Origin of the sequence: Oceanicaulis sp. MMSF_3324, assembly GCF_030733545.1 — a bacterium.
GTDB lineage: Bacteria > Pseudomonadota > Alphaproteobacteria > Caulobacterales > Maricaulaceae > Oceanicaulis.
Window position 1 is genome coordinate 177743 of record NZ_JASHIU010000003.1, and the last position, 13290, is coordinate 191032.

At 63.2% G+C, this 13290-nt stretch carries 16 protein-coding genes; 2 read left to right on the top strand and 14 right to left on the bottom strand.

Annotated features, from left to right (window positions below; genetic code table 11):
• Positions 1-327: an ATP-dependent Clp protease adapter ClpS gene (clpS, locus tag RBA95_RS05275; protein WP_009800658.1), complete on the bottom strand. Its 327-nt coding sequence runs from the start codon at positions 325-327 to the stop codon at positions 1-3.
• Between the two features lie 247 nt (positions 328-574).
• Entirely contained in the window at positions 575-1012 is a 438-nt protein-coding gene (locus RBA95_RS05280) for a phasin family protein (RefSeq protein ID WP_306015771.1), read from the bottom strand.
• A 419-nt stretch (positions 1013-1431) separates the two neighbouring features.
• On the opposite strand from RBA95_RS05280, the gene RBA95_RS05285 reads away from it, so the two are divergent.
• Positions 1432-2688 (top strand): D-alanyl-D-alanine carboxypeptidase, encoded by a 1257-nt coding sequence (locus RBA95_RS05285; RefSeq protein ID WP_306015772.1) that lies wholly within the window; start codon positions 1432-1434, stop codon positions 2686-2688.
• On the opposite strand, the gene RBA95_RS05290 is transcribed toward RBA95_RS05285, so the two are convergent.
• The 3 genes from RBA95_RS05290 to RBA95_RS05300 all read right to left on the bottom strand — a co-directional run bounded on the left by RBA95_RS05290 (position 2685) and on the right by RBA95_RS05300 (position 4638).
• Positions 2685-3131: a DnaJ domain-containing protein gene (locus RBA95_RS05290; RefSeq protein WP_306015774.1), complete on the bottom strand. Its 447-nt coding sequence runs from the start codon at positions 3129-3131 to the stop codon at positions 2685-2687. The genes RBA95_RS05285 and RBA95_RS05290 overlap by 4 nt on opposite strands.
• 19 nt (positions 3132-3150) lie before the next feature.
• Positions 3151-4014 (bottom strand): division plane positioning ATPase MipZ, encoded by an 864-nt coding sequence (locus tag RBA95_RS05295; RefSeq protein ID WP_306015776.1) that lies wholly within the window; start codon positions 4012-4014, stop codon positions 3151-3153.
• Between the two features lie 75 nt (positions 4015-4089).
• A complete protein-coding gene (locus RBA95_RS05300; protein WP_306015777.1) occupies positions 4090-4638 on the bottom strand; it encodes a hypothetical protein in 549 nt (182 codons plus the stop codon).
• A gap of 87 nt (positions 4639-4725) precedes the next feature.
• Here RBA95_RS05300 and panC point away from each other — a divergent pair, with 87 nt between their 5' ends.
• Positions 4726-5598, top strand: a complete 873-nt coding sequence (gene panC, locus RBA95_RS05305; RefSeq protein ID WP_306015778.1) for a pantoate--beta-alanine ligase — start codon at positions 4726-4728, stop codon at positions 5596-5598.
• Between the two features lies 1 nt (position 5599).
• Here panC and RBA95_RS05310 read toward each other — a convergent pair whose 3' ends face one another.
• The 9 genes from RBA95_RS05310 to RBA95_RS05350 form a co-directional block, all read right to left on the bottom strand.
• Positions 5600-6010 (bottom strand): DUF1489 family protein, encoded by a 411-nt coding sequence (locus tag RBA95_RS05310; RefSeq protein WP_306015779.1) that lies wholly within the window; start codon positions 6008-6010, stop codon positions 5600-5602.
• A gap of 9 nt (positions 6011-6019) precedes the next feature.
• Positions 6020-6787, bottom strand: a complete 768-nt coding sequence (locus tag RBA95_RS05315) for a hypothetical protein (protein WP_306015781.1) — start codon at positions 6785-6787, stop codon at positions 6020-6022.
• Positions 6788-6875: 88 nt separating this feature from the next.
• Entirely contained in the window at positions 6876-7814 is a 939-nt protein-coding gene (locus RBA95_RS05320) for a cupin-like domain-containing protein (protein WP_306015782.1), read from the bottom strand.
• 89 nt (positions 7815-7903) lie between these two features.
• Positions 7904-9889 (bottom strand): acetyl/propionyl/methylcrotonyl-CoA carboxylase subunit alpha, encoded by a 1986-nt coding sequence (locus tag RBA95_RS05325; RefSeq protein WP_306015783.1) that lies wholly within the window; start codon positions 9887-9889, stop codon positions 7904-7906.
• A gap of 68 nt (positions 9890-9957) precedes the next feature.
• Positions 9958-10818, bottom strand: a complete 861-nt coding sequence (locus RBA95_RS05330) for a DUF817 domain-containing protein (RefSeq protein WP_306015784.1) — start codon at positions 10816-10818, stop codon at positions 9958-9960.
• Between the two features lie 5 nt (positions 10819-10823).
• Positions 10824-11621, bottom strand: a complete 798-nt coding sequence (locus tag RBA95_RS05335) for an enoyl-CoA hydratase-related protein (RefSeq protein ID WP_306015785.1) — start codon at positions 11619-11621, stop codon at positions 10824-10826.
• 147 nt (positions 11622-11768) lie between these two features.
• Positions 11769-12143, bottom strand: coding sequence for a hypothetical protein (locus RBA95_RS05340; protein ID WP_306015786.1), 375 nt, complete (start codon positions 12141-12143; stop codon positions 11769-11771).
• 159 nt (positions 12144-12302) lie between these two features.
• Complete coding sequence (locus tag RBA95_RS05345; protein ID WP_306015787.1) at positions 12303-12620, bottom strand: hypothetical protein; 318 nt, start codon at positions 12618-12620, stop codon at positions 12303-12305.
• A 36-nt stretch (positions 12621-12656) separates the two neighbouring features.
• Positions 12657-13241, bottom strand: coding sequence for an NAD(P)H-dependent oxidoreductase (locus RBA95_RS05350; protein WP_306015788.1), 585 nt, complete (start codon positions 13239-13241; stop codon positions 12657-12659).
• Positions 13242-13290 lie beyond the last annotated feature (49 nt).

The following is a 13290-nucleotide window of genomic DNA, read 5'->3' on the forward strand; positions in this document are numbered from 1 at the left end:
CTAATCCTTTTCCATCGTGCACTGTAACGGGTGCTGGGCGCGACGCGCAGCGTCCATGACCTGGGCCACCTTGGTCTCCGCGACCTCGTAGGTGAACACGCCACACACCCCGACTCCATGCTGGTGCACATGAAGCATGATGCGAGTCGCGTCTTCCTGCCCCTTGTGAAATATACGCACCAGAACCTCGATGACGAACTCCATCGGCGTGTAGTCGTCATTGAGCAGTAAAACCTTGTACATGGACGGACGCTTGGTCCGCGCACGCGGTTTCACTGTAACGCCGGTCTCCTGATCGGGCAGGTCTGGCTTTTTCGGCTCACTCATGGGCAGTCAGGCGTTCCATATAACCTTGCCCCAGCTTGATCATGTTTTTCAGCTGCGGCAATCGATCATAGAATTAAATAAGCGCGACAAGGTTACTGAGAACCCCCTCAGCTGATCACAACGCAGCTTTCTCGTGGAAAGCCGTCCCATCCGAACAAAAAAATGGTCCGACGCCGAGCGCCGGACCAGTCAGGGAGGAAAGCGGGCCAGACGGCGCGTCGAGGCGCCGCCCAGCGATCCGGTGCGCCTAGCGCTGGGACTGCATCAGTTCCAGAGCGGCGGAAAAGCGATCATTGATCGGCTTGAAGGTGTCCTTGACCAGATTGGACATCAGGTCGGAATTCTTGTTCATCTCGGACATCAGCGCATCCATTGAGGATTTGGCGTAGTCAGACTGAATTTCGAGAACTTCCTGGACCGACTTGGCGCCAGCCATGGATTTGGCGGCGGCCACGCTGTCTTCCATGGACTTCTTGGCGAAGGCCAGGTTGGCGGCGCTGAAGTCTTCCAAGGATTTGGCGGCCGTGGTGCTCGAAGCGATCACGGCGTCCACAGTGTCCTTGTGAAAGGCGCTGAAGTCATTCACGGCCTTCATGGACTTTTCGAAACCGTCTTTCAGCGCGTCGTTGGACGCGGTGGTCATGGTTTCAATGGTGTCCTTGGCGGTGCTTTTGGCGGCGGTCATCGACGTGTCTCCAGAATATTTGCGAGGGGGCGAGGGTTTTCGGGTTTTGCTTTGGCCCGGCGTCTTTTTGGCGGGTCGCTTGGCCGGCGCTTTCGCGCTGGTTTTGGCGACTTGAGCCGGTTGCTTCGCCGGCTCCACAGCAGCCCTGGTGTTCGCTTCCGATTGATCCGCCTGCTCCGGCTTCGCCGTTTCAGCGGCAGCCGTTTCGGGCGTCTCAGACGCAGTTTCCTTCGGAGTCGCGTTCGCCATGTTGGGCTCCATGCGCTACCTGTGTCGTTCGCAGGTGCAGCATATATGCGCCCGAATCCCCGCCCCGTCAAGCCATTTTTGTGCGCTGCACAATTTGTCGCGCCCTGTCTGGGCAGAAAATTTCGGCACGGTTAACGCTCAGGCAAGAGCTTGTAGCCCATCTTGCCCGCATGTCTCGTTTCATTCTTGTCCTGCTTAGCGTTCTGAGCGTCTTCGCCCTCACCGCCCGCGCCGAGGCGAGAGAGCGCTACGCCGCTTTCGTCGCGGATATGGAAACCGGCGAAGTCCTGCACGCGCGCCGGGCGGACGCCGAGCGCTATCCCGCCTCGCTGACCAAGATGATGACCCTCTACATGCTGTTCGAGGCGCTGGAATCCGGCCAGGTCGCGCTGGATGACACCATCACGGCCTCGGCCGAAGCGGCTAGCCGCCCCGCCTCCAAACTCGGCCTGCGCGCCGGGCAGACCTTGCGGGTCGAAGACGCCATCCGCGCGCTCATCATCCAGAGCGCCAATGACGTCGCTGTGGCCGTGGCCGAGCACCTGCATGAAGACGAAGCGCGGTTCGCCGCCGTCATGACCCTGCGCGCCCGCGAGCTGGGCATGACCAATACGGTGTTCCGCAATGCGTCCGGCCTGCCCGACGCGGCCCAGCACACCACGGCGCGGGATGTCGCCCGCCTCGCCTACGCCCTGCACCAGGACTTTCCCCAGTATTATGGCTATTTCAGCGAAACCCGGTTCCGCTGGAACGGCGTGACGCACCGCAATCACAACTCCCTGGTCGGCCGTCAGCAAGGCGTGGACGGGCTGAAAACCGGCTATATCCGCGCGTCGGGGTTCAATCTCGCCGCCAGCGCCGAGCGGGACGGGCATCGCATTGTCGCCGTGGTGATGGGCGGGGTCTCCGCTTCCGTGCGTGACGCTCATGCCCGCGAACTCATTGAAGCGGCGTTCTCCGCGCTCAACGCCCGGTCCGAAGGCCGGATGCTGGCGGCCATGAACATGCCGCGCCTCAATCCGGTGCGTGAACAGGAAATCCTCACCGCCGAGCTCACCACCCTGCCCGCCCAGACCGCCCAGGGCTCCGCCCCCGGCGCACCGGCGGCCCAGGTCGAGCTGACTGATCTGGATGCTGCGCCGCGTCCACGCCCTTTCACGCCGGCTGCAACACCGGAAGGCTGGTCGGTTCAGGTCGGCGCCTTCACCTCCCAGGCCGCCGCTTCGGCGCGCCTTGAGAGCGTGGCCATGATGGGATTGCGCTCACTGCTAGGTGAGGCCCAGGCGCGCGTTGAACCGCTCGAACGCAATGGCCGCCAGCTCTGGCGCGCCCGCTATGCGGGGCTCAATGGCGACAATGCCCGGTCGATCTGCCAGCGTCTCGAGGCGAGCGGGGAATCCTGCTTCGCCGTGCCGCCCGCGGCCTAATCCTTCAACAGAACGTCGCGCGCTTCCTGCACTTTGGCGGCCAGCGCATCCGATCCGCCCTGATCGGGATGAACCCGCTTCATCATGGTGCGATGCGCCTGACGGATGGTCGCTTCATCCGCATCCGGCCCCACGCCGAGAATGGCGCGCGCCTCCTCCTTGCTCATGCCGGATCGAGAGGATGGGCTCGAAGCCGATTGCTCGCTCCGGCCGCGTGCGGGTTTGCGCCCCATGGCGACGCCCAGAAACCCCAGCGCCGCGCCAATCAGGGGAATGCCGGCCACGGCAAGGCCGCGGATCGTCAACAAGCCGCCCACCAGCAAGCCGCCCAGGCCCAGCACCCAGCGCAACAGGTTCGCCGCCTGTTTCGACGGCAGGCGCGCCATGAGAATGGTGACCACGACAGCCGCCAGGATCAGAGTGACGAGAATGTATAAGATCATGGCCGGCCCGGAACTCGCTTCAGAACGGGAAAGGTTGTCCGCTCAGCCCGGGTAGTTTGAGCACGATCATCAATTCGCGCAATTCCTGTCGTGCGGCCACATGGCTCATCGTGAAGGTCATCGACGAGCCCGCCTCGGTCAGGTCCAGCAGCGTCAGCCCCGCCGGGAACAGCTCGCGGTAGATGACGCGTTCTGAAAAGCCGGGCGCCAGACGAAACCCGACGCGCTCGGACAGCGCCTTCAGGCCACGACCGACGCGGCGCTTGTTGCGAGAATCCAGATTGGAGATCCGGTTGCGCATGACCAGCCAGTCAATGGATTTGCGGTCGCGCATGGCCTTGCGCTTGCGGCATTCCCAGACCATTTCGGAATACACGCTGGGCCGGCCCACTTCGAACGTATCGCCATCGATCTCCGCCAGCAGCGCAAAATCGATAAAGCTGTCATTGATGGGCGTGATCAGCGTATCGGCGCTGGCATGGGCCATTCGGGCGTAATGGGTGTCGCCGCCCGGAGAATCCACGATGATGAAGTCGCAACCGCGGCTCAATTGGCCCAGCGTCTCTTCCCAGGCCGCCTTCTCTTCCGCTTCAACATCGTCGAGCGAACGCGACTGGGAAACGGGCAAGCGCCCCTGCACCGGCATGGGCAGGGAGACGCCCCGGGCATCCGCCCAGCGGCGGCGATTGTCGAGATAGCGACTCAGACTCGCCTGGCGCAAATCCAGATCGACCACGCCCACAGTCTTGCCCATCCGCATCAGCGCCACCGCCAGATGGATGGCGACGGTGGACTTGCCCGCCCCGCCTTTCTCATTTCCGACCACGATGACGTGCGCGCCCTCTGCGGCGCGCTCCGATGACCCAACAGCGTCAGCAGACACGTTGACGACTCCCCAATACCCTGACGCTGCGGCGCTAGCATGCTCCGCACTCAATGGCAAAGTGCTGTTATGGACCTAACCGGGCAGCGCTTCACCGGTAAAATGCGTCGGCTGGCACCACAGCCTGGCCGCCTGGGCCTGCGCGCACAGCGCTTGCGCCTCGCTGCGGGTGTCGAACGGCCCCGCCTTGAGCCGCAGGAACACGCCCTGATCCAGCTGCACGCGTTCGGTCCGCGGCTCGGTCGTGCTCAAGGCCGGCAATTGCACGCCCAACTGTCGCCAACCGATCACGACATTGTTCATCTGACGATAGGACGCCAGATGCGCGGCGTATAACAGGCTTTGCGCGTTCTCCAGATCCGGCGCCGGCGCCAGGGCGCTCATCTGCGTCTCACCGGCGGGTGCGGCCTCCATCGGGGCCTGAGGCCGCTCCAGCAAGGCGGCGCGCAATGCGCCCATCTCGGCGCTGGAGGCTTCGATCCGGTCCGGATGATGCTGGGCGGTCTCTTCAAGCAAACGCGCCAGTTCCAATGCGGGCTGCGCGCGCCCCTCGATGGAAGGCGCTCCCGTACTGACGCAGGCCGTCAGCCCGAGTGTCGCCATCATGACGAAGACCAATCGCATGCCTATCCCCTAAACCGAGTCGCGTGCTTGCGAGTCTGCCACGGCTAAGGCTAGCGTGCAGCCTGTATTTTCGCCCAGGAGGCCGCCGTGTCCAACGGTCCCGAACTTGCCCTGCCCGCCGTGTACAATCTGGCTGATCTGCGCGCGCAGGTCCGGCAATGGCGTGCGGACGGATTGCGCATTGGCTTTGTGCCGACCATGGGCGCGCTCCATGACGGTCATCTGGCCCTGGTCAAACAAGCGCTGGACACCGCAGACCGGGTCATTGTCAGCATTTTCGTGAACCCGACCCAGTTTGCGCCGGGCGAGGATTTTGAGTCCTATCCGCGCACGCTGGAGAGCGACGCCCAAAAGCTCGCCGAGATCGGCGCGCATCTCGTCTATTCTCCCGATGCTGGGGAAATGTACCCTGAGGGGTATGTCACCACCGTCACGCTGACCGGTCCCACGCACGGCCTTGAGAGCATTTCGCGGCCACATTTCTTCAATGGCGTCGCGACCGTGGTCTGCAAGCTGCTCAACCAGGTCCAGCCCGATCTCGCGGTCTTCGGCGAGAAGGACTACCAGCAGCTCATGGTGATCCGGCGCATGGTGCGCGATCTGAACCTGCCGGTCGAAATTGCGGGCGGCGAAACGGTGCGCGAACCGGATGGCCTCGCCCTCTCCTCGCGCAATGTCTATCTCAATGCCAATGAGCGCGAGCGCGCGGCGCGCCTGAATGTCATCCTGCATGACTTCGCCGAGGCCTTGTCCCGCGGCGACAATGTCGCCGACGCCCAGCACCAGGCCCAGCTGAAGGCCCAGACCGCCTTTGATGGCGTCGACTACGTGGTGGCGCGCGATGCCGAAAACCTGGAAGCCCTGCCCGCCGGCCCCATCGAGCGTGATGCGCGGGTTCTGGCGGCGGTGCGGGTCGGCAAGACGCGTCTGATCGACAATCGCGCTGCGCCCAAGACCTAGGTCACCAGGCGCCCAGCTCGATCAGCTTGCGTCGCAATTCATCGGGCAGATCCTCGCCGCCCGAATGCTCGGTCAGATCCGCCGGCGCATCCTCTGCCTTCAGATAACGCCAGCCCTGAAACGGGCGTCGCGGCGACGGCGCGGTGCGCACCAGTTTGTTCTCAAGCCAGATATTGCAGCGCTTGATCCCTTCGGAATCGTTGAACTCCTCAAGGTCGAGAACCGGCTGACGCACCTGAATCACGCGCTTGATCACCCAGTACAGGGATCCGCCGGCCAGGATCTCGTCCTTGCGTTTGGGCGTCATGCGTGTGGTGTGACGGGTCGGCTGACCGTCATGCCGATCCAGCCAGCCTTGCAGCTGCTCGATCGAATCCACACCCACGCACAATTTGACCAGATTTAGCGCCATGGCGCCGAATTAGTGCGACTCCGCCGCGTCAACAACCGCGCCGCCTGCACTCGGCGTCATCCACTCCACGTCGAGGATGTCGATCACCATGCTCTCATTGAAGGACTGGAAAGCGGCCGAACCGGCGATGCTGAAGCGCAGGCTTTCGAGACGCGGGCCATTCACCACCTCATCGAAGACGTAATTCTGAACAAAGCTGAAATCCTCGATGCGGGCGGCGAAATTGGGCTTCACGCTTTCTTGCAGCTGAAGCTGGAAACGCTCCACATGACCGGTCTGCGCATTCACGCTCACTTCGCCCAGCATGGCCTCAAGCATGCGTCGCTCCGCGCCATCGGGTTCGCCCTCTTCATCGGGAAAGGCCTGGGGTGAGAAGCCGTAGATCAGGCGACCGTCCTGCTCACGCAGCAAGGCAGCCTCCGGACCGATGATGCGGCGCAGATCCTCGGGGTTGAAATCCTCACCGCCGAACCCGTCATCCTCATCGTCCCCGGACTCGTCGTCATCGGAGAACATGTCTTCCCAGAGTTCGCGCTCAGCCTCTGTCAGCCCTGCTTCAGAGGGCGAGAGCAGCATGTACTCGCTCTCCCCGTCCGCGGTTTCAAGAATGCGCACCGTGATCTGGCTCTCGGCATCGCCCACCATCACATCCACGCGCTGAGCGACAGGATCGTTCAGGGTGACCGACAGCGCCCGCTCCAGCGGATCGGGCAATTGCGCAAAGGCGGCGGAGGAGCACAGCGTGGCGCAAGCGCCCAGCATCAGGGTGCGAAACATGAGACAAGCCTCTTCGTCATCAGGAAGCGTCAGTGTCACCTTCCTAATGCGGCGAGACTAGGGCCGACAGCAGACAAAAGGCCTCAGCTCAGGCCGTAGCGCGATCTGTCAGACCGTCCTTGTCGGTGAGATCCACGTCAAACGTGGTTTCGCTTTTCGGCGCGGGCGCAACCTGGCCGCCAAAGGCGCTCTGATAAGCCTTGAAGGCCTTGGACAGGCCCAGCTTGGCATAGGCCTGAACGCCGCGGCTCGATGTGGTGCGCGGGGTCCATCCGGCCTGACGTATGACGCCATTAGCGTGATAGACGCCGTTCTGGAGCGTGGATTGGGGCGTGACTATCTCGACCGTGATCGACACGTTCAGCCCTTCCAGGTTTTCCACCCGGTGCGGCGCATGCAGGGGCCAGGACACGAAAGACCCCGGATCGAGGTCAATCTGGGCGGCGTGTTCATCCCAGGCCGGATCAAAGGGCACATCCTCGGTCTGGGTCTTGTGAAGAATCGCTTCCATGGACTGTTCATCCACGAAAGGCGCGCGCGGCGGATAGATACGGAAGCGCTTCTTGCCCTTGACGTGCAGCAACAGTGTTTCCGAGACATCCGAATGGAAAAAGACCTGCGCCCGCGGGCTGGAAATCAGGATGCCGCCATAGGCGCGCAACGGGCTGAATCCCGGATTGAGACGCTTGAGCTGGGCGATGAGTGATTCAAAGATCGGCTTGTAGACCGGATCGGTATCCATCGCCTGGCGTAGATTGATCCACAGCTTGCCGTCACGGACGGCATTGATCAGCTGGCGCCCTTTCAGGTCCTCGCCCTCGCCCGCGCGCCAGCTTTCGCGATCGGTGGGATCATCGCCCATGGTGCAGATATCCGTCAGCCCCTTGGGGTGACGGTTCAGCAAGGCGGCCAACGCCAGTTCGCTGAACGCCGGATCCATGTGCAAACGGTGCCGGGCGGTTACGACGCCCTCACGGAAATCCTTCCGCTTGTCATCATTCCAGTCGATCAGCACAGGGTCGGTCATCACAGGCGCTCCGTCGCAAACTGGGACGCTCTCGCATCCCCGATCGCCGACGGTGCATCAGACGGGCCAAGCCTTTGATCGGGGGCGGACTACTCGTCCGCCAGCGTCACCAGAACGGCGCCGTCGCCCACCTGGTCGCCCTCTGCAGCCGACACGCTGTCCACCACACCATCGCGCGGCGCGGACAGGGCATGCTCCATTTTCATGGCTTCCAGCACCGCCAGGGTCTGGCCTTTCTTGACGCTGTCGCCCGCCTTCACCGGCACCGAGAGGACCTTGCCCGGCATGGGCGCCTTCACCGCGCCGCCCGCTTCCAGCGCGTCCGCCATCGCCGCCGGGTTATAAAGCCCGATCAGATGGGTCTCGCCCTGACAGGCTACCAGCATGCCGCGCTTGCGCGCTTCAAGCCGGGCCGAGACTTCCCGCCCTTCAAGCCGCGCTTTGACCGATGCAGGGCCGAGTGCGACCTCGCTCAATGTGTATGAGGCTTCGCCAATCCGGGCCTCGATGGCCTCGCCCTGGCGCTCCAGCGACACCGACAGCCGGGCCTCATCAGCCTGGAAGCCCATTTCGATCACGGCCTCTGCATTGGCGCGGAAGCCGTCGGCGACCGACCAGGGGTCTGCGTCACCGGCAAACAGACCTGCGCCTTCGGTCAGGCCCAGTGCCGCAGCCACATAACTGAAAGCCGGCGGAGATTTCGGCGCCAGGTCTTCAAGCCGGGCGTCAATGAAACGCGTATCCACATTGCCGGCACGGAAATCGGCATGGGTCAGCGCCCGGCGCAGGAAGCCGGCATTGGTCTTGACGGGGAACACCCGCACATCATGGTCCAGCACCGCCACGAGGCGGTCAATGGCGTCTTCACGCGTATCGCCAAAGGTGATCAGCTTGGCGATCATCGGGTCATAGTGCAGCGACACCTCGCCGCCCTGGCGCACGCCGGAATCCGTACGCACGCCCTGCGCCAGATCCGTTTCCGGCAGGTCCAGGAAATCGAGCTGGCCGATGGAGGGCAGGAAGCCGGTGGCCGGATCTTCGGCGTAGAGCCGGGCTTCCATGGCCCAGCCCTTGAGATGGATATGGTCCTGCTCGGGCACCGAACCGCCAGACGCCACACGCAGCTGAAGCTCGACAAGGTCCATGCCGGTGACCTGTTCGGTGACCGGGTGCTCCACCTGCAGGCGGGTATTCATCTCCATAAAGTAGAAGCCGTCCTCGCGCAGCGGGCCGGAACCGTCCACGATGAACTCAATGGTGCCTGCACCCACATAATCCACGGCCTGAGCGGCGCGAACGGCGGCCGAGCACATGGCGGCGCGCACATTCGGCGTCATGCCCGGCGCGGGCGCTTCCTCGATGACCTTCTGGTGGCGGCGCTGAAGCGAACAGTCGCGCTCGAAGAAATGCACCACCCGGCCCCGGCTGTCGCCAAAGACCTGGACCTCGATATGGCGTGGGCTGGCGATGAATTTCTCGATCAGCACACGCTCATCGCCAAAGCTCGACGCGGCTTCGCGCTTGCAGCTTTCCAGCGCTTCCAGGAAGGCGTCGGACGCCTCGACCTTGCGCATGCCTTTGCCGCCGCCGCCAGCGACCGCTTTGATCAGCACCGGATATCCGATCTCGTCGGCCCGGGCCTTGAGATAGTCCGGCTCCTGATTCTCGCCGTGATAGCCCGGCGTGACGGGCACGCCCGCCTCTTCCATCAGCTTCTTGGCGCGGTCCTTCAGGCCCATCGCCTCGATCGCTTCGGCTGACGGCCCCACAAAGGTCACCCCCGCCTTGGCGCAGGCGCGGGCGAAGTCCGCATTCTCGGACAGGAAGCCATAGCCGGGATGGATCGCATCCGCGCCCGTCTCCTTCGCCGCCTTCAGGATGAGGTCCGCTTTGAGATAGCTTTCACGCGCCGGCGGCGGGCCCAGCAGCACAGCTTCATCGGCCATGCGCACATGGGGCGCGTTCGCATCCGCTTCGGAATAGACCGCAACGGTCGCAATGCCCAGACGGTGAGCCGAGCGCATGACGCGGCAGGCGATTTCACCCCGGTTGGCGATCAGAAGCTTTTTCATCATGGGCTGGCATCCATTGCGTTGAAAGCTGATGGCGCCGGTTTTGGGCCAAGCCGGGCCCGTGTGCAAGCTTAGCTCTGTTTATCAGGACGTTCGGCGCCTCGGGTCAGCACCACGAGCACGAAACTGATCTGCATCAGGAGAAACCAGCTGCCCAGCTTAGCGAGTGACACCATGCGCCATTGATGCTCCTGGCCGGGATAGCTCCAGGCGCGGGCGAACGTGCCGATATTCTCGGCGAACCAGATAAACAGCGCGACCAGAACGAGCCCCAGAAGCAAGGGCATGAAGCGATGGGCGCGGTCGGGCCTGAACCAGATCACGCAAGGGCCGTAGATCAGGGCGCTGGCGGCGAACAGCGCCCAGCGGATATCGGTCACATAATGATGGCTGAAAAAGTTGATATAGACGGCGACCGCCAGAAGCGCTTGCGCCCAGATGGGCGGAAAGCGGTCAAAGCGGAAATCGAAGATGCGCCAGACCCGCGCCATATAGCTGCCGACGCTGGCGTACATGAACCCCGAAAACAAAGGTACGCCCCAGATCGCGAACAGCGCTGCGTCCGCGTCGGGATAGACCCAGGAGCCCGCCTGGACCTTGAATATCTCCATGGCCGTGCCGACCACGTGGAAGACGGCGATCACCCGCACTTCGGCCCAGCTTTCCAGCCGGAAGGCGATCATGCCCAGCTGGATCGCAATCGCGCCCAGAGTGATGACATCAAACCGGTGAAGCGGCGCATCAACGGGATAGACCAGATACACGCCCAGAATGAGCGCCAGCATCAGCCCGCCGAACAGGCAGGCCCAGCCCTGCTTGATCCCGAAAGCGAGAAACTCGAAGGCGGCGAGCGAAACCGGCCCCCTCACCCAGCGGGCGCGCAGGGCCTCCCGCTCGCGATGGAACCAGGCTTCAAGATCGCGCAGGCCCAAACGGTCTAGTCCGCCCAATAGGGTTTGCGTTTTTCCAGGAAGGCGGCGAGGCCTTCGCGGCCCTCATCGCTGACCCGGCGATCGGCGATCTGGTGAGCGGTCTTGCGCAAGAGGTCGTCATTGATCTCACGACCGGCGACCATATCCACCAGCGCCTTGGCGTCGCGCACCGCGCCCGGCGCGGTCTGGAAGGCGAGCTTGCCCAGATATTCCATCATGTCATCAAGCTCATCCGCGCTCTCGACCACATATTGCGCCAGGCCGATCTTGTGGGCGAACTCGCCGTCAAAGCCCTCGCCCGTGGCGAACAGGGCGCGGGCATAGCGCGGGCCGATGGCGCGCACCACAAAGGGCGAGATAGTGGCCGGGGTCAGGCCCAGGCGCACTTCGGAAAAGCGGATCTTCGCGTCCTTGACCGCAACCGCCACATCACACGCCGCCATCAGGCCGGCGCCGCCGCCCATGGCCGCGCCCTGCACCAGGGCGATGGTGGTCTGGGGCAGATCGTGCAGACGCTTGAGCATGCGCGCGAGATTGAGCGCATCGACCTGGTTGTCGTCATGGGTCCAGTCGGCTGCCGCCTTCATCCATTCCAGATCCGCGCCGGCGGAAAAGCTGCGGCCCGCGCCGCGCAGGAATACCACCCGCGCCTCGTCGGCATTCGCGCGCAGCGTCTCGAAGATGTCGGACAGGCGCGCAATGATGTCGGCGTTGAAGGCGTTGTGCTTGTCAGGCCGGTTGAGCGTGACGATGGCGGCGCCGCCAGGAGTTACATCGAGCAGGACTTCGTTTTCAGCAGCCATCAGACATCGCCTTTTCGCTAGCAGTCAGTATCCCCTCCTGATTACGGCGCCACGCGCGTGCGGCCAAGCCGTGACGGTGCGTCCAAATGACGAAGGCCCGCCGCCCTTAACGGACGGCGGGCCTGTCTGACCCCGAAAGACGGCGTCCTAGCGCGGCAGCACGATCGCCTTGATGATGTACAGCACGGTCAGGCCGACCAGATAGGCCACGCCCAGAAACGCGATGTACTGCCAGTAGAGCATGTCGGTCACCGGCGGAATCGCGAAGCTTGCGCCGTCGCGCACCATGGGCAGCACCACATCCACGATCACGTGCACGATGGCCGCCAGAACGGTGAAGATCAGAATGGCGGCGTATTCCTGCATCAGCAGCGCCATCACAAGGCCGATCACGCCCATCTGCACGCCCAGGAAGATCCAGTTGATGGAGCCGCCATCGCCATGCATGGAGTATTGAAGTCCGGCCATGAGCCAGGACCAGACGGGCTCGATATAAGCCCAGATTTGATCGATATATTCCATAGTCATCCCCTCGCCAGCCAGCCTGTCAGAAGGCCGCCACTGCCCGGAGCGTGCCAAGAAGTTAACAAAAATCAAGCAAAACTCTTGTTGCACCGCCAAAAAAACGACAATGAAGACAAGGCTCGATCCGCCTTTCGCAGGCGTGTTTCAGGCTTGATGTTAACGCTTGAAGAGCAAGCGCTTGATGATCGCAAAGATCGAGATCACCACCAGATAGCCGACCAGCACCACGGCGGCGTAACGCCAGTAATCGCCTTCCAGAATCGGTGGCAGACGCAAGGCAGCGCCATTGGCGATCACCGGGATCAGGATGTCGACCGCCAGATGTATGACCGTTGCGGCCAGCACGATCACCGGCAGGCGCTTGAGATCGGGCAGCACAATCGCCGCGACCAGCGCGATCAGCAGCCCCTGCACGGCGTTGATCTCGTTAAAGCCCGCCCGCATGAAGTCGAGCACGTCGTTGAGCACTTCCATGATGTCCCCCATTAACCGTATGGGGGTGTTCTACCCTTATCGCGCCGCCTGTCCTAGGGCCTGCGTTCTCTCCAGCATGCGCGCGCGGGCTTTCTCGCTGACCTGGACACCGCCGAACACGGTATGACGCACCGGCTTGAAGCCGGAGATTTTCAACAGCCCCGCTACCAGCGCCTTCACCGAGTGCGCCCCGAACAACAGCCTGTAGGCGAAACCGGGCATGCCCATGGTCAGGATCAGGCGCGCAGACTTGCCCTTCATGCGCTGCGCCGGCCAGCCGGCGCCATTCGCGCTTGTGGCCAGGAAGAATTCCCCACTGGCCGCATGCTCGAAGAACGCCTTGGTCTTGGCCGGAATTTCGCCCAGCCAGAGCGGGTAGATCAGTACCAGATGATCGGCTTCCGCCATGGCGGTGCGCACGGGTTCGAACGCTGCCGGCGGCGGCGTCTCGAAGTCCTGAGGCGATGAGAGAAACCCGAACTCGATCGCGCCCACATCAAACCGGTCCACGATATGCCCCGCCTCCTGCGCGCCGGTCTGATAGGCGTCAGTCAGCGCATGACAGAACCGCTCCGGCGAGGGATCGGGATGGCCGTTGATCAGGCAGATACGCTTGGGCATGGGCTGTGCTCCGATAGCCCTTCACCCTACCACACCCTATGCTAGGCAG